At 66.0% G+C, this 15,277-nt stretch carries 18 protein-coding genes; 9 read left to right on the plus strand and 9 right to left on the minus strand.

What is annotated here, in order from left to right:
* The 8 genes from VHK65_14700 to VHK65_14735 all read right to left on the minus strand — a co-directional run.
* Nucleotides 1-340: LysE family transporter (locus VHK65_14700; GenBank protein ID HVS07393.1), on the minus strand; the 340-nt coding region annotated here is incomplete at its 3' end.
* A 335-nt stretch (nucleotides 341-675) separates the two neighbouring features.
* Entirely contained in the window at nucleotides 676-2,079 is a 1,404-nt protein-coding gene (locus VHK65_14705; protein ID HVS07394.1) for an alpha/beta hydrolase-fold protein, read from the minus strand.
* Between the two features lie 50 nt (nucleotides 2,080-2,129).
* On the minus strand, nucleotides 2,130-3,638 hold the full coding sequence (locus VHK65_14710; GenBank protein HVS07395.1) for a DUF2156 domain-containing protein: 1,509 nt from the start codon (nucleotides 3,636-3,638) through the stop codon (nucleotides 2,130-2,132).
* Nucleotides 3,639-3,857: 219 nt separating this feature from the next.
* The gene (locus tag VHK65_14715) at nucleotides 3,858-4,286 is read right to left on the minus strand and encodes a hypothetical protein (GenBank protein ID HVS07396.1); all 429 of its coding nucleotides are present in this window, start codon (nucleotides 4,284-4,286) and stop codon (nucleotides 3,858-3,860) included.
* A 259-nt stretch (nucleotides 4,287-4,545) separates the two neighbouring features.
* Nucleotides 4,546-5,313 (minus strand): Phenylacetic acid catabolic protein, encoded by a 768-nt coding sequence (locus VHK65_14720; GenBank protein ID HVS07397.1) that lies wholly within the window; start codon nucleotides 5,311-5,313, stop codon nucleotides 4,546-4,548.
* Nucleotides 5,244-5,465: a hypothetical protein gene (locus VHK65_14725; protein ID HVS07398.1), complete on the minus strand. Its 222-nt coding sequence runs from the start codon at nucleotides 5,463-5,465 to the stop codon at nucleotides 5,244-5,246. The genes VHK65_14720 and VHK65_14725 overlap by 70 nt, the downstream gene beginning before the upstream one ends.
* Nucleotides 5,465-5,818, minus strand: a complete 354-nt coding sequence (locus tag VHK65_14730) for a metal-sulfur cluster assembly factor (GenBank protein HVS07399.1) — start codon at nucleotides 5,816-5,818, stop codon at nucleotides 5,465-5,467. The genes VHK65_14725 and VHK65_14730 overlap by 1 nt, the downstream gene beginning before the upstream one ends.
* On the minus strand, nucleotides 5,815-6,741 hold the full coding sequence (locus VHK65_14735; protein HVS07400.1) for a Phenylacetic acid catabolic protein: 927 nt from the start codon (nucleotides 6,739-6,741) through the stop codon (nucleotides 5,815-5,817). Before VHK65_14735 ends, VHK65_14730 begins: the two co-directional genes overlap by 4 nt.
* A 26-nt stretch (nucleotides 6,742-6,767) precedes the next feature.
* On the opposite strand from VHK65_14735, the gene VHK65_14740 reads away from it, so the two are divergent.
* The 4 genes from VHK65_14740 to VHK65_14755 all read left to right on the plus strand — a co-directional run bounded on the left by VHK65_14740 (nucleotide 6,768) and on the right by VHK65_14755 (nucleotide 11,121).
* A complete protein-coding gene (locus VHK65_14740) occupies nucleotides 6,768-7,589 on the plus strand; it encodes an alpha/beta hydrolase (protein HVS07401.1) in 822 nt (273 codons plus the stop codon).
* A gap of 535 nt (nucleotides 7,590-8,124) precedes the next feature.
* On the plus strand, nucleotides 8,125-8,715 hold the full coding sequence (locus tag VHK65_14745) for a TadE family protein (GenBank protein HVS07402.1): 591 nt from the start codon (nucleotides 8,125-8,127) through the stop codon (nucleotides 8,713-8,715).
* 1 nt (nucleotide 8,716) lies between these two features.
* Complete coding sequence (locus VHK65_14750) at nucleotides 8,717-9,274, plus strand: TadE/TadG family type IV pilus assembly protein (protein ID HVS07403.1); 558 nt, start codon at nucleotides 8,717-8,719, stop codon at nucleotides 9,272-9,274.
* Nucleotides 9,274-11,121 (plus strand): hypothetical protein, encoded by a 1,848-nt coding sequence (locus VHK65_14755; GenBank protein ID HVS07404.1) that lies wholly within the window; start codon nucleotides 9,274-9,276, stop codon nucleotides 11,119-11,121. The genes VHK65_14750 and VHK65_14755 overlap by 1 nt, the downstream gene beginning before the upstream one ends.
* Here VHK65_14755 and VHK65_14760 read toward each other — a convergent pair whose 3' ends face one another.
* Nucleotides 11,122-11,688: a manganese efflux pump gene (locus VHK65_14760; GenBank protein ID HVS07405.1), complete on the minus strand. Its 567-nt coding sequence runs from the start codon at nucleotides 11,686-11,688 to the stop codon at nucleotides 11,122-11,124.
* 24 nt (nucleotides 11,689-11,712) lie between these two features.
* On the opposite strand from VHK65_14760, the gene VHK65_14765 reads away from it, so the two are divergent.
* Genes VHK65_14765 through upp form a run of 5 tightly spaced genes read left to right on the plus strand, consistent with a single transcriptional unit; the run spans nucleotide 11,713 to nucleotide 15,267 of the window.
* Nucleotides 11,713-13,023, plus strand: a complete 1,311-nt coding sequence (locus tag VHK65_14765) for a thymidine phosphorylase (GenBank protein ID HVS07406.1) — start codon at nucleotides 11,713-11,715, stop codon at nucleotides 13,021-13,023.
* 6 nt (nucleotides 13,024-13,029) lie between these two features.
* The gene (locus VHK65_14770) at nucleotides 13,030-13,512 is read left to right on the plus strand and encodes a hypothetical protein (GenBank protein HVS07407.1); all 483 of its coding nucleotides are present in this window, start codon (nucleotides 13,030-13,032) and stop codon (nucleotides 13,510-13,512) included.
* 22 nt (nucleotides 13,513-13,534) lie between these two features.
* Complete coding sequence (locus VHK65_14775; protein HVS07408.1) at nucleotides 13,535-14,290, plus strand: nucleoside phosphorylase; 756 nt, start codon at nucleotides 13,535-13,537, stop codon at nucleotides 14,288-14,290.
* Nucleotides 14,291-14,650 carry a hypothetical protein gene (locus tag VHK65_14780; protein ID HVS07409.1) on the plus strand — a complete coding sequence of 120 codons (360 nt, stop codon included), beginning with the start codon at nucleotides 14,291-14,293 and terminating at the stop codon, nucleotides 14,648-14,650.
* Nucleotides 14,647-15,267 carry a uracil phosphoribosyltransferase gene (gene upp / locus VHK65_14785; protein ID HVS07410.1) on the plus strand — a complete coding sequence of 207 codons (621 nt, stop codon included), beginning with the start codon at nucleotides 14,647-14,649 and terminating at the stop codon, nucleotides 15,265-15,267. The genes VHK65_14780 and upp overlap by 4 nt, the downstream gene beginning before the upstream one ends.
* Nucleotides 15,268-15,277: the final 10 nt, after the last annotated feature.

Here is a 15,277-nt window from a genome sequence, read left to right on the forward strand (position 1 = left end):
AGGCGCCGACCAGCTGGATTGAGTTCCCCTCCCCCACTTGCGGGGGAGGGCCAGGGTGGGGGTCTGAGCGAAGCGTCCGCACGCCGATCAGGGCGATGGCGACGCCGCCGACGAGGCCAATCCAGCGCCCCTGCCCGAGCAGCACGTTCGTGATCGCGGCAACGCCGAAGGCCGCCAGCCCGGCATAGATGGCGTCGCCGGTGGCGACCCCGAGTCCGCAGACGAGGCCGCTACGCCAGCCGCGCGAGAGGGTGCGGCGCAGGACCAGAAAGAAGATCGGGCCTGGCGACGCGGCGATGGGGAACCCGATAAGGAATCCGAGGGCCAGCGCCCTGGCCATCTGCGCTCACGCGACCAATCCTAGGGCAAAGGGCACACAGGTCTGCCAAGCTCGGGAAGGCAAAGCCGGCAGAACCTGTAGAAAATTGAAGCGACCCATCGTTACGGTTGATAACCCGCCGGTGTGACCCAACGAGCCCTTACCGCCGCCCAGTCCACCCGTTTCCGAGAGGACCTTCGCTCCGTACTGATCGGGTCCTTGCGGGCCCGGGGTTCGGGAGCCGACCGATGTCGTTTCCTTCATCGGCTGGCTTTCTGACAGGTCGCGGGCGTAGCGTAGAGTGCGAAGTTATCCGCCGCAACTCCGAACTGCGGTTCGCAAACGGATGATCGTTGTCACCCTCGGGTCGGGTTCGGCGGCGCTGGCATCGCTGCGAGCTGCGGCTCGATGACCTTGAGGCCGAAAAGCAGCCCGTCCCAGAAGAGACGACCACCATGTCCTCCCCCTGGAATGAGCTCGAAATCGGTAGAGACTCCTAGTCGGCGAACTTGTTGCACGAACCCTTCCGTCGATGCGCGGTACGGATCGGCCGCGCCAACCGTGAGGATGTAGTGGACGGAGCGGGCCGCGGCGCTGCGCTGGACGATGATGGTCGGGCTGTTGCTGTCGGCATAGGCGCGATCGACCCCGAAGACCGGGCCGCGGGCGACGTAATAACCGGAGAACCCCATCGCCACACCGAAAACGTCGGGATGGCGCGCCGCGATGTTGACCGCGCCGTAAGCGCCGGACGAGAGCCCGCCGATGATTCGGTACTGCCGATACGCGGCCGTCCGATACTGCCGATCGACGTACGCAACCAACTCGAGCGTCGCATCCTCGATCCGGTCACGACCATCCCGGCGGTTGGCCCATTGGGTTGCCACCGTCACGTGACCGTTGCCATCGGGCATCACCAGGATGGCCTCGGACAGGTCGCCGTGGGCGAAGCCGGCATCGAACACCGCCGGCGTGCCATAACGAAGCCATTCACCGGAATTCGACGGATCACCGTGCAGCAGGTAGATCGTCGGATAGTGCCGGTGGGCCGCCGAGCGCAAGCCGTAGCTCGGCGGCAGATAGATGTAGAAGTGACGAGACTCCCGCATGGCCGCGCTGTAATAGGTCCCCTGCCGAACCTCGCCCGCGCTCGGGACGGGCTCCGCCGGGGCCGGTTGTCCCGAGGCGCTGACCGGCCGCGCGGCGACCGGTGCGGGAGAATACACACCGGCGTCGGGACCCACCCGCAGCAGCGGATCGACGCCGCCGGCCAGCAGGATCGTGAGGATCAGCGCGCCGCCCAGGACACCGGAGCGAACGGCGCGGGTGCGCGACTGCCGGTCCCGAAGGTGACGCCGCACCTCTCGACCAAGTAAGTCGGCGACGGCGGCGGCGACCACGGCCGCGAGAAACGCCACGGCGAGGGCGACCACCTGGTTGTGCTGGATCGCGCCGGCAGAGACACGCTCGCGCATCCCGAAGAGCGTCGGTGTCTGTTCGACAAGCCTCGCCCCTAACGGCAGGATGTAGGTCAGGCCGACGAAACCGACGGCGAAGACGCTGGATAACCAGGGGCGGCCGGTGATGAGGGCCCCGCCAAACGCGAAGAGCGCACCGGCAAGCCATGCCTCGATCAGTTGCGCGCGCTCAGGATCGAAATCGAGCGAACGCAACCCACCGTCGAGATTGCCCCAGGTGGCGCTGCCCTCGAACAAGGCCACGGCAACCGCCAGGAGCAAGAGGGCGCCAAGCGGCCACAACCTCGCGATGGATCGCGGCCGTATGCGGGTCGCGTGTGCCCGGAGGCTGGTCAGGCGGCGCGCAACCATTTGACCGGCGCAATCACGCGCCCGGTGACATGCTGGGCCAGCCGTGGGTAATGCAGGAGCAGCGTCGCCGCGGCGACCACCGGCCAATCGATCAATCGTTCTGCCACCATGTAGCGCGGCTCCCACGTGGGCCGGAATTTCGTCTTGAACGCAGAGAGGCCGCAGGCCGACGGGCCGCCCGCTGGTGCCAGCCCAAGGCTCGCCCAGGTGGCCGTGCCCTTGAAGTGCGTCAGGCCGGTGTAGAGCAGGAGGTCCATCGTGCCGCCCGGCGCATTGGCGCGACGCCGCATGGCATCGAGCGATACACCGCGAGCGGCCGGCAGCGAGAGCCAGGTGACATAGGCGACCAGCTCGCCGGCGGCGTCGTGCGCGAGGCCGACCGTCGTGGGGACGGCCGGGACGTCATCGCTGCGGCCGACGGAGAATCCCATCTCGCCAAAATGCCGGTTCTGGATCCGCATTTCGGTGAGACCGCGCATGGCCCGTCGGGTCTGCGGCGGTATCGCGGCGTCGGGAACGATCGTGACCGTCACGCCGTTACGCTGCGCCCGGCTGATCTCGTGGCGGAGCTTCGCCATGATGGGGCCTTCCAGGGTGAGGCCATCGAGCTCCACGATCGCCTCGGACCCGATGCGGTAGCCATGGCCCCAACCGAACTCGTCGGCCATCGCCTCGGGGACCTGGTAGAAGCCGACGCGCCATCCGCGGCGGTGACTCTCCGCCCGGAATTCGGCGTACAGCGAGGGAAGTGCCGCCGCCGGCCCGACCCCAGGACCGAGGACCACCGCGGCGCCCGACCTGGCCGCATAGGCCAGGTACGCCGTGCCCTCGCGGTTCCAGAAATAGCGCTTGTCGTGCATCAGCGTGAACGGGCTGATCCCGGCCCGCGCGTACTCCTGGTAGACGGTGGCCAGCGGTCCGATGCTGCTCGGCAGTGGAGCGTTGCGGACCAGGAGCAGCAGGCCCCAGAGCCCCGCCCCGAGGGCGATCAGGAAGATGAGCGTAAAGAGCGCGATCAGGGTACCCTTCGGCCGCTCGAGCAGGAACAGGGCCACGACGAGCCCGGTAGCCGCGAGCAGAACGAACCGGCCGAGGCGACTGGCACGAGTGTCACTCAGCTCCCACCAGAGGGGACGGGCAATCACGACGAGCGCGAATCCGATTGCCCCCGCGAGTGCCAGGACCGGCCGGCCGGTCACCACTCCCAGAAAGACATTGGCTACGGCAATGACCAACAGCGCCTCTTGCACCGTCCGCTTGGGCCGCATCGCAACCAGGACGCCGGCCACGACGAGCACCAGCACCAGGACGATGGCGGCCTTGGTCAGCGCCGTCGCCGCCACAAATCCCGCCGTGCGCCAGACGTGCCGGTTTGACAGCCAGGCCTGAAGCGAAAGCGCGGCCGCGCCCAGCACCATCACGGTCAGTCCCATGCGCAGCGGTTCGCGAAAAGCTCTCACCGAGGAGCTCACGTCTCTCTTACCGATCATTTAATTTGGATAGTACCTCCGGTAGGCTGCGAAAACCATCACCCATCAGACGCGCGAAAGCCCGGCAACGTCGCAGCCGAGGGCAAAGATCTCCAACTTCCCACTTCGCCTAACGTCGGGCGCCAGCAAAAAGGAACGTTCCAGCTGTTGCACGGCACGATCCGAGTCTGGGGGGCGCAGTTAAATAGCCGCTAACGCCCTTGTTAAGGTTTCGTTCCCCTAGCCGGCTTTACGTGCAGTGACGAAATTCGACACCATTTGCGTCCGAACCTGCCCCTCGGCGTGCAGCGGGCTCAGCCGCCGTTCTGCGGCGCTCCAGAGCCGGGCACGCGTATCAGGGTCGAGTTCCGCAATCGTGGTAGCGATTGGCGAGGCGGCCAGTGCCGAGAGGGCCTGCGCGATGCCACCTTCGAACGTGATCGGGTGGCGGACCTCGACGACCGACACACTGGTGAACCGCTCGTTACGGAAGGTGGACTCCAGCTCGGCCGCCCTCGGCCAGCGGAACGGCATACCGTACGGGTCCGCCTGGTCAGTGGGCACGCACTCGCGCAGCGCGGCATCCATGGCGGCAAAGTACGGCTGGAGGTCGATCGCGCGCCAGACCGCGGCGGCGACGCGGCCGCCCGGCTTGAGCGCGCGATGCATCTCGCGGATGGCCGCCGGGCGATCCGGAAAAAAACTGCAGTCCCTGCTGGCAGGTGACGACGTTGAAGCCGCCGTCTTCGACAGGGAGCGGTGCGGCAGGCGAGACCAGATACCCGAGCCCCGGCTCGATCAGTACTTGCTGGCTTCGAAATAGCTACCGCAGGCGCGGCATTTGCACTGCATCGTCATCACCTGGCTGCCAAAGAGCGAGATGACCTCGGTATCGGCTGACGTGCAGAACGGGCAACGCGGCGGGGGCTTATCCACTGGCCGGCATGTAGCGCTTTTCCGCAAGCCCCTGCAACAGGTCGAGCGTCGCCTGATCGATGCCGCCAGCCTGGGTTCGCCGGCGGATCGGTTCCCAACTGCCCCACTCGATGGCGGGCTGCGGTGCGCTGGCGTCGAGCCGTTCTTCCAGCAGCCGTCGCAGGTCGCGCACGCCGTAGGCCAGCTGGCCGCTGCGATGCAGCTCATCGACGTCCCCGTTTTCGGGTCCGATCCATTCCAGCGATTCCCGCCACGCACGGTCGATGGCCGCGCCAGCCTCCACCTCGTGCATCCAGCTTCGGCCATGGAGCGTGTGATAGCGCTCTTCCTGGAGCATCTTCTTGAGCCGGCTTCGCAAAATCTCCACGTTGCCGTTGGCCAGCGCCTCGATCATCAGGGTGAAGGCATTGTCGAGGACGGCGTTGGCGGCGACGAACTCAGCCCATTCCGTCCAGGGTCGGTCCAGGTAGGGCACGTTGGCGTAGCTGGCGGCATCCTCGACCGCACCGTCCGGGGTTCCGAGCTCACGCAATGACCCATAAAGGACGCGGCTATGGCCGATGTCGTCGAGACCCATGGCGGCTGCCGCGATATCGGCTTCGAGTGTGGGCGCCGCGATGCACCACTCCGCGTAGCGCATCCCAAGCAATTGTTTGTTATCCGCCAGGCTCTTGACGAGCGAGTAGAGACTCAGCTGTCCCCGCCCGGCGCCCAGAGCGGGATGATGGCGGCTTTGGGCACGATCATCATCTCCACCCAGCGCTCTTCGTCGTAGGTCGCGCGGGCATACGCCATGGCGAGGTCGTCGTCAGGTGCGACCACCGAGCCGACCTGGTGCAGTGGCTCGACCCTGGTCTTGCGGGCAAAGACATCGTACTCGTGCACGTCGGGGTGAACGCGCGTGTAGCGCATCAGACGGAAAGCCCCCAGGCCCGCAGCGCCTCGCGGCCGTCGGCGGTCAACCGGGCCGACGTCCACGGTGGGTCCCAAACGATGTCCAGGCGCACCTCCTCGATGCCCGGCTCCGCAAGCAGTCGCTCGCGGATGTCGGCCATGATCATGTCGCTGGCCGGGCAGCCCATGGCCGTAAAGGTCAGCCGCACAGCGACGGAACCGCGGTCCACGCTGACGCCATAAATCAGGCCAAGGTCCACCAAATTGACCGGCATCTCCGGATCGTTGATCTCCGCCAACGCCGACCAGATGCGCTCTTGCGGCGATGTTTCCCTCCCCCGCTCGCGGGGGAGGGCAGGGTGGGGGCTCACGCGCGCACCTGGAACTTCGAGAAGCTCTCCTGGAAGAGCGCGACCATCTCCGCATTGCGCGGTCCGCGCGCGCGCCAGCGCTTGAGGACCGCGTCCCAGCTGCACGGGTCCTTGAAATGCCAGCGCTTCTCGTCGGCGTCGAAGGTACAGGGGAACGGATAGTCGAGCACGTAGCCCTCCCCTTCCTTGTGCGCCGGCACCTGGATCCCGATCGATTCCATAAACGGAACGACCGTAGAGAGCCATTGCTGCCGCAGCTGGTCGTTGGTCAGGCCTTTCAGTCGATAGTCCAGCTGCGCCGAGTGCTGCTTGAGGTCGTCGGGCAAGCCAAACCATTCGACGGTCAGGGGAAACATCCAATCGACGGCCCGCTGCAACTCTTCCCTGGCTTCGCCGCCCGCGAGACTGATGCGTTTTGACCAGTTGCGGCCATTACGCAGGTGAAAGTTCTCCTCCGCCATCACTTTCACGAGGCCGCGCTTCCATGGACCATAGGACCCGTGCTCGTGGATGTCGCCCAGCAGGCAGAAGCCCGCCTGGTCGTACATCGCGTTCGCGACCACCAGCTCGGTCCAGCTCTCCAACGGCACGTCAAACGCGTACGGATAGCGAAAGGCCTTGGGATCCCGCTTGAAAATCAGCGCCTCCTGGCTCTCGCCCAGCTCTTCGAGGATGTGATACGCGATGTGCGCGTGCGCCAGCTCGTCCTGGATGATGGCGATCCCCGTCATGAAGGCGTTGACGCTGGGCGCCTTCCGGGCCGCGAGATAGTAGGCCGGCGCCGAGATCAGTTCCGTGTCGCCGGAGACCAGCAGCGTGTGCTTCAGCTCGCGCAGATAGCCGGGCGTCATTTCCGACGTCGATTCGACCAGTTCGCCCCGCTTGAGCAGCGCCTCCAGCGCCCCCGAATTCGCCGGCTCCATCCGGGTTGATTCTAAGATGGTGCCGGTTGACCGAGTTGATCGAAGCCAACGGACTGCAGTTCTACGTCCGCGATCAGGGTTCCGGAACGCCGGTCATCCTGCTGCACGGCTTTCCCGACACCGGCGATCTGTGGCGCAACCAGGTGCCGGCCCTCGTGAAAAGCGGCTTCCGCACCATCGTGCCCGACATGCGGGGGCGCGGGCGCAGTAGCAAGCCCGACGCCGTTGCCGACTATCGATTGTCATCGATCGTCCGGGACGTCACCGCCATTCTGGATGCACTCGGCATCCAGCGCGCGCACGTCGTCGGGCATGACTGGAGCGCCGCGGTGGCGTGGCTCCTGGCGGCCTTAGCGCCCGATCGCGTCGATCGCCTGGTTGCCATCTCGGTCGGCGCTCCCGGAGCCGCGGCGAAGCCGACGCTCGAGGAACTCCAGAAGGGCTGGTACCGCCTGCTGTTCTTGTTCGAAGGCGTCGCCGAGGAGTTGCTGCAACGGGACGACTGGTCCCTGTTCCGCCTCTTCCTCGGCGGCGCGAAAGACACGGATGCTTACGTCCGGACGTTGTCCGAGCCCGGCGCGCTGACGCCGGCGCTCAACTGGTATCGTGCGAACCTTCCGGTGCAAGCGCTCCTCGGCCGGTCCGGCGGGCCGCAGCTCCCGTTGATCAAGGCGGATACGCTCGGGATCTGGAGCACCGGCGATCTCTATCTGACTGAAGACGCCATGACGCGCTCCGAGCAGCGCGTGCAGGGGACCTGGCGCTACGAGCGTTTCGAGGGCTCGCACTGGGTGCCGGTCGACCAGCCGGACCGCCTGAACCGGCTCCTGGTCGACTTCCTCTCCTGACCTGACCGGTTTCCCTCCTCCCTTCCGGCGGAGGGCCAGGTGGGGGTACCGTCGGCAGAAAATAGAAATGCGACCTGACGTTACGGTTTACAACTCGCCGGTGTTATCCAGCGAGCCTTCATCCCGCCGCCCAGTCCAAGCCCTTGCGGGCCGGACCTTCGTCGCCGGCAGAACCGGTCGTCTTGCGACAACCGACTCCCCAGCCCTTGCGGGCCAGGCCCTCGGGCCTCACGGCTCGAGAGTGAGAACCTTGCGGTCCCCTCGCCAGCAACCGATCAGAGTCGTTTCCTTCTCTGACTGGCTTTCTGACAGGTCGCAGGTGGAACTCTACGCACCCACCTGATAAGCCGCAATACGGAACGTTTGTTTACGAACAGCCGCTCGTTTTTCTTCATGCCGCCGAGACAGCCGGGGTATCAAGTCGTAACGGGACTTGTAAGAAGCCGTGATCGAGTTTGACCCTCAGGAACCTTACCGTTTGCGTTATCTGCAGTAGGGAGTAGGCCTCTCGGCGACTGACCCCAAGGAAGAACGGATGACACCCACCGTGTTAAATCAACGCGCCCCGGCCGGGGCCCAGCAACTGGGTCGCCGGCGAGCCAGGCCTGGTCAGGGGACTGCCGAATTCGCCCTCTGCGCGCCCATCGCGCTGATCCTGCTACTCGGCATCGTCGAGGCCGGCTTCTTGATGTTCGGCGTAGGCACTTCTGCCTATGCCACCGGAGAAGCCGCGCGTGTCGGCGCCGAAGCCGGCAACGCGGCGAACGCCGACATGCAGGTGATCGGCACCATCGATGGCACGGGGCTTGGACAGAACGGTATCGTCCAGGTGACCGAGATCGACATCTATCGGCTGATCGAGGACCCCAATACCGGGGCCCTGACGGTCGATACCAACGGCTGTGGGGGCGGCGGCTGCGTCAACAAGTACGACCTCTTCGGTACCCCCCTGGTCACGCCTGAGCCATGGTCGGCCAGCCTGCGCGACGTGTCCAATGGATCGAGCGACTTCATGGGCGTCACCATCAAGTACCAGTACGCGTGGAAATCGGGGGCGCTGATCGCCAGCGGTCCGCTCGTCCTCTCGGCGAAGTACTACGTGCGGTTGGAGCCGCAGACCTACTGAGATGCAACGCACATCTGTCACCACGCCGGCAATGGCCCCGCGCCGGAAGCGGGCCCAGTCTCTGGTGGAGCTCGCCGTCACGATCCCGGTCATGGCTGTCCTCCTGCTAGGCGGGTTCGACTGCACGATGCTGGTCTGGGACAAGCTGGTCGCCAGCTACGCCACGCGCCAGGGAGTGCGACTCGCCTCCGAACTCGGGGGGCGGCAAACGAACCCGACCGCGACTCAGGCCGCGATCGATAAGAAAATCGTCCGCAACGTGCTGGCGGTGACCAAGACCTGGGGCTACGGCACCCTGCTGGAACTCGACATCTACGGGGCGACCCGCGCCGACGGCGCCATGCAGGCGAGCGACTACCAGGATCAATTCGACGGCAGCGGCAACCCGCTGGGCGGCGGTCAACAGACGTTAACGCTGGAGCGCCGCTATCAGACGCCACCGGACGAGACAGCCATCGGGGTCCGCCTTGTCTGGACATTCACGGTGCCGGCCGGGACGTTCGGCAACATGACGTTCACCGAGTACTCCGTCATGAAGGTAGCGCCGGTGCTGAACTGATGGGCATCCTGATCCGTCGGCCAAAAGCAAAGCGCGGCCAGGCCATCGTGCTGATGGCCCTGATGCTCATGTTTGTGCTCGCCGGCGGTGTCGGGCTGGGCGTCGATGCCCTGATCGGCTACGTTCAGAGCCTGGCGGCTGAGCGCGCCGCTGCCGCGGCCGCGCTGGCGGGCGTCGTGTACATGCCCAACCAGTTCACGTCCCCGCCCGTGAACAACGCCACCGAAAAGGCGCTCGCCATCGCCAAGCAAAACGGCTTCGACACCGCCGATGTCGCCAATGCGATCGGCGTCGATCCGGAACGGGTCCTGATCCCCGGCAGCAATCCGCCTGCCTATTACGCAAACAAGTTCCAGGTGACGGTCACCAAGCGCGTCCAGGTTTATTTCATGCAGCTGCTCGGCTTCAACACCTACATGGTCTCGCGGACGGCGATCGCCACCTACCTGCCGCCGATCACGCTGGGCCAGCCAGGCGGGCAGATCGGCGCGACGACCTCGCAGCTCGGAACTGCCAACAACTACTACTTCATGCGCACCGAGGGATGGGGCGTCGATCGCCAGCAGGGCGACGCCTTCACGCCGAACCCGGCTTACGAGTTCAACGCCCCCCTTAACCCGCCATCGACCGACGTCCACCAGATCAGCGCCGCGCAGGGCAGCGAGCCGGCGGACGGCTCGCTACCGGCCCGCGGCGGCTACAACTACCTGATCACGATCCCCTCGGGCGGTGGCTACATCCAGATCTACAACGCGGCCTTTGCCCCCGACGGGGGTCCAAACGGCTCGTCCGGGCCGCACAACAACTGCGACAACGTCAAGCCGATGGTGTGCTCCAGCGGTGGCAGCTATTACCTGCACGAGGAGGACAGCATTACGGACTTCACCAACACGCAGCTCTTCTCGGCGAATCGCTACACGCTCTTCTCGATCACCAACCAGTTCATCCGGTCGACTGACGTGAAGCTCACCCAGACGACGGTTTATCCAATCGACGCAACGAACTGGAATGCGAACCCGCCGCGGTACAAGAACGTGAACAGTGGCGCGATCATCACCCAGACGTACGACGCGCAAGGCAACCCGACGAACATGTCGATCTACCACAACTGGATCGACGTGCCGACCTACAGCGGCACCAACGACAGCGGCCTGGTCAGCCTCAACCAGTACGGCAACCCCGGCTCCTACCTGACCGGCGGGATGCTGGTCGCCGGTACCTACCGGCTCCGGGTCGACAACCTCGAGCACGACGGCGACATGCCCGGTAATCAGCCGAATGCCTCGCATAAGGCCTATGCGGTTCGCGTGCTGGACTCCAACCGCAACCTGTGCACGACCAGCTGCTCGCTCGGGGCCTGGAACGACATGTCCTGGTACACGCCGATTGCGACCCAGACCTTCAAGTTGCCGCTCTTCCAGCTCCCGCCCTACTACGCCGGCAAGACCGTGACCGTCGACATCTGGGACCCGGGCGATATCTCGGGCGCGGGCAACGTCTACATCGACATCATCGACCCGGTCACGAACGCGATCGCGACCTCGGCGACCGGGGTCAAGATCTACGACCTGGGCGTCCAGCGTAGCAATGCCGGCACGCTGATCAGCGCACCCGGCAATACTCAGGCAACCGTCCTGGCGACTAGCAACAACACGGTCTACTACAACGGGCATTGGCTTCATTTCGAGATCCCGGTCGCCTCGACCTGGAACCCCGGCAACAACCCGGCGAACTGGTGGTGGTCGCTCCAATATCGGACCAACCTGGCCAATGGCTCGGTGGCGATCGACACGGTCACCGTCGCGGTCGGCATGAAGGGTAACCCGGCGCACTTGCTCCAGGGCTAATTAATGCCCGGCGAGCAAACGCTGTCCTAAGAGGACGACGCCCAAGGCGGCCAGCACGACGCCCGCCAGCTGCTCGGCCCGCTCGCGGACGACTTCGCCAATCTGCGTTCCCAGCCGAAGCCCAGCCTGCGTCACGATCAGCGTCTGGATGCCGATCAGCGCGATCACCAGCACAACCGGGAAACGCAGCAATCCCAGGGTGAACCCGATCGCCAGTTCGTCGAGGCTGATGCTGATGCCCAGCCCGATCGCCGCCAGCCCACGGGTCCGAGCCAGCAATCCAACGCGCTCGGATTCGTCACGTTCATCATGTCGCGGCCAGAGCATGAAGACGCCAAGCCCAATCAGGATGGCGATCGCGACGTAGTCGGCAGCCTTTCCCACGACGTTGCCGGCGACGGCCCCCAGCACGATGCCGACCACCGGCATGCCCATCTCGAACGCCGTAAAGAGGACCGTGACCCGGATCCGGTCCTGGCGCGTGAGTCCGGTCATGCCAAGCGCGGCCGCGATGGCAAACGTATCGAGCCCCAGCGGGACCACCAGGCCGACGAGCGTGGGCCACATCGCGCATCATTAAACGCCAGAGCCGTGACCGCGATCGATGTCATCCGAGACAAGCGCGATGGCCGGGTCCTTAGCGACGACGCCATTGAGTTCATCGTGCGCGGCGCCACCGACGGATCGATCCCGGACTACCAGCTGGCCGCCTGGCTGATGGCGGTGCGCCTCAACGGCATGACGGACGCCGAGACCAAGACGCTGACGCTGGCCATGGCGGCCAGTGGGCGCCAGCTCGATCTCGCATCGATCCCCGGCCGCAAAGTCGACAAGCACTCCACAGGCGGCGTCGGCGACAAGGCCACGTTGGTGGTCGCACCGCTGGTCGCCGCCGCCGGCATCCCGGTGGCGAAACTCTCGGGACGCGCCCTGGGCCACAGCGGAGGCACGCTCGACAAGCTCGAGTCCATCCCCGGCTTCAACGTGGATCTTTCTATCGACGACTTCATCGACCAGGTCCGGCGCATCGGCATCGCGATCGCCGGGCAGACCGCCGATATGGTCCCCGCGGACAAAGTCTTCTATGCCTTGCGCGACGCCACGGCCACGGTGGACTCCGTGCCGTTGATCGCGAGCAGCGTCATGAGCAAGAAGCTGGCCGCGGGCGCCGATGCCATCGTGCTCGATGTCAAGTGCGGCCGCGGTGCCTTTGTCGCGACGCTCGAGGCGGCCGAGGCACTGGCTCGGGCGCTGGTGGCGATCGGCGCCAACGCCGGACGCGAGACCGTCGCCTACGTCACCGACATGGAGCAGCCCCTTGGGCGCGCGGTGGGCAACGCGCTCGAAGTCCGCGAGGCGATCGAGACGCTGTCGGCACGTGGCCCCTCGGACCTGGAAGCCCTCAGTCTTCGGCTGGGAAACGAGATGCTCCGCATGGCCGGCGCAGAAACGACCGATCTCAAGCGCCTGATCTCCGACGGAGCCGCGTTACGCAAGTTCGCGCAACTCGTCGAAGCGCAGTCGGGCGATCCACGGGTCGTCGACGACCTGGCGCGCCTGCCAACCGCCCCGGTCCAGCGGCCAGTTGCTGCGAGCCAATCGGGCCAGGTGGCCGCGATCGATGCGCTGGAGATCGCGCTCGCGGCCAAATCCCTCGGGGCGGGCCGCGACCGGAAAGATGCGGCGATCGACCTCGCGGTGGGCATCGTGCTGCAAAAGAAAGTTGGCGATGCCGTCCAGCGCGGCGAGCCAGTGGCGACCGTCCACGCCCGCACCGAGGAGGCGGCGCAACAGGTTGCGACCCGCGTTGCGGGGGCCTTCCGCGTAACGGCATCGGCGCGGCCTCGACCGTTGCTGTTGCGACGGATCAGCGCGTCCGGTACCGAGCGGCTCGACACGTAACGCCGGATGCAACGCGCTGGGCCGATGCTGAGCCACGTGGGCAAGCAGTCGGGTCAGTCCATGATCGCGATCTTCCTCGGTCTGTCCGTCCTGTTCGGGGCCGGCGTTGCCACGCTCCAACTCGCCGGTCTGGGCCTTCGCTCGTGGCAGCTCCAAGAGGCCGCCACGGCCGGTGCCACGACGCTGGCCCACGGCCTGCGCGTCGGCGATCCGAACAGCGAACCCTGCTGGCAGGCCGCGGACGGTCTGCTGCGGCCCGCGGCCTACTCGGAGGCGGAGACCTGCCGGGCCATCGTGGCACACCTCAGCAACCTCGATCCAGGACTCGCGACGGTCCGCGTCAAGCAAGCGCTTCCCAACGCGGAGGGCCGGCCCTCCCGGTTCACCGTTGCCATCACGTACAAAGATCCCGTGACCTCTCCCCTGCTGCGGCTGCTGCTCGGTCCGACCTTCACGAGCACCAGCGAAGCCACGGTCGCCGGCCAGTAAACCGCGTAAACTCACGTCGGCAATGGGGGATTTGCAGTACCACATCCGCTGCAAACCTGGCGATGTCGGCGCGGTCGTCCTTCTCCCCGGCGATCCCGGTCGGGTGGAGCCGATCGCCCGGCTGCTCGACAGTCCCCGGCTGATCGCGCGGAACCGCGAGTACACGACCTACACCGGGACGCTCGACGGCCGCGCGGTCTCGGTCTGCTCGACCGGCATCGGCTCACCGTCGACGGCGATCGCCGTCGAGGAGCTCGCCGCGATCGGAGCGACGACGTTCATCCGCGTAGGCACCACTGGGTCGATTCAGAAGGACGTGCATTTCTCCGACCTGGTGATCGCCACGGCCGCGGTGCGCGATGAAGGGACGACCCCCAGCTACGTGCCGATGAGCTATCCGGCGGTGGCCGACTTCGAGCTGCTATCCGCGCTGGTCGCCGCCGCGCGCGACGCGAACCAGCGGGCCCACGCCGGGATTGTCCGGAGTCACGACGCGCTCTATACCGACCTGCACGCGGCTCGGATGCCCCGCCGTGAGGAATTGGAAGGCGCTCTCAAGGTCTGGCATCGGGCGCGGGTGCTCTGCAACGACATGGAGTCGTCGACGATCTTCGTCATCTGCGCCCTGCTCAATCTCCGTGGCGGCTCGGTCCTGACCGTTGTCAACGAGCCCGGCGAAGAAGCGATCGATCCGACACGGGTCGCGGCGCTCGACCTGACGCCGATGTTCAAAGTGGCGCTGGGCGCCGCACGCCAGCTGGCGCCGCTGAAGGCCTGAATGGATGTTGGTAAAACGCTGAAGGTGCGTAATAGTCTCGAGTGGCGTCGCTGGCTGGCGAAGCACCACGCCGACACGAAAGAAATCTGGCTCGTCTATTACAAGAAGGCGTCAGGCAAGTCCGGCATCACCTACGAAGAGTCGGTCCTGGAAGGGGTCGCCTACGGCTGGATCGAGGGGCAGAACAAATCGATCGACGAGGACACCTACGCGGCCAGGTTCACGCCCCGCCGGCCTAAGAGCAACTGGTCGGCCTCGAACATCGCCCGCGCCAGGAAGCTCCTCGCCGAGGGCCGCATGGCTGAGCCGGGTCTTGCCACGTTGCCGCCAGAAATCGAAGTCCGGGTGGGGGCCAAATGACCCTGCACGTCGTCGAGCATCCGCTGGTCGCGCATTACCTGACGCGCCTGCGCGACCGGGACACGACGCCCGATGAGTTTCGCGAGGCGTCCGACAAGATCATCACGTTGCTGCTGTATGAGGCGACACGCGATCTTCGAACCCGCGATTTCTCCATCGAGACGCCACTCGAAAAGACGCAGGGGCATGCGATCGGCGATCGGGTCGTCGCCGTGCCAATTCTTCGGGCCGGCTTGGGCCTGGTGGGCCCAGTGCTCGAGCTGCTGCCCCAAGTGACGGTCGGCTACATCGGCTTGGAGCGCGACGAGCGGACCGCCGTCGCCTCCCGCTACTACGTCAAGCTGCCGCCCGATATCGCCGGCAAGTCCGTCATGATCCTCGACCCGATGCTGGCCACCGGTGGAACGGCGACCAAGGCCGTCGAGATCATGAAGGAATACCACCCCGCAAGCGTTCGCCTAGTGTGCGTCGTGGCCGCTCCCGAGGGGATCCAGGCGCTGCAGGCAGCGCACCCGGACGTCCAGATCTTCACGGCGGCGCGGGACCGCGAGCTGAACGCCCAGAAGTACATCCTGCCCGGCCTGGGCGACTACGGCGATCGCCTCTTCGGTACCTGACTGCCAGCAT

This window comes from Candidatus Dormiibacterota bacterium, from assembly GCA_035544955.1.
In the GTDB taxonomy this organism is placed as follows: domain Bacteria; phylum Chloroflexota; class Dormibacteria; order CF-121; family CF-121; genus CF-13.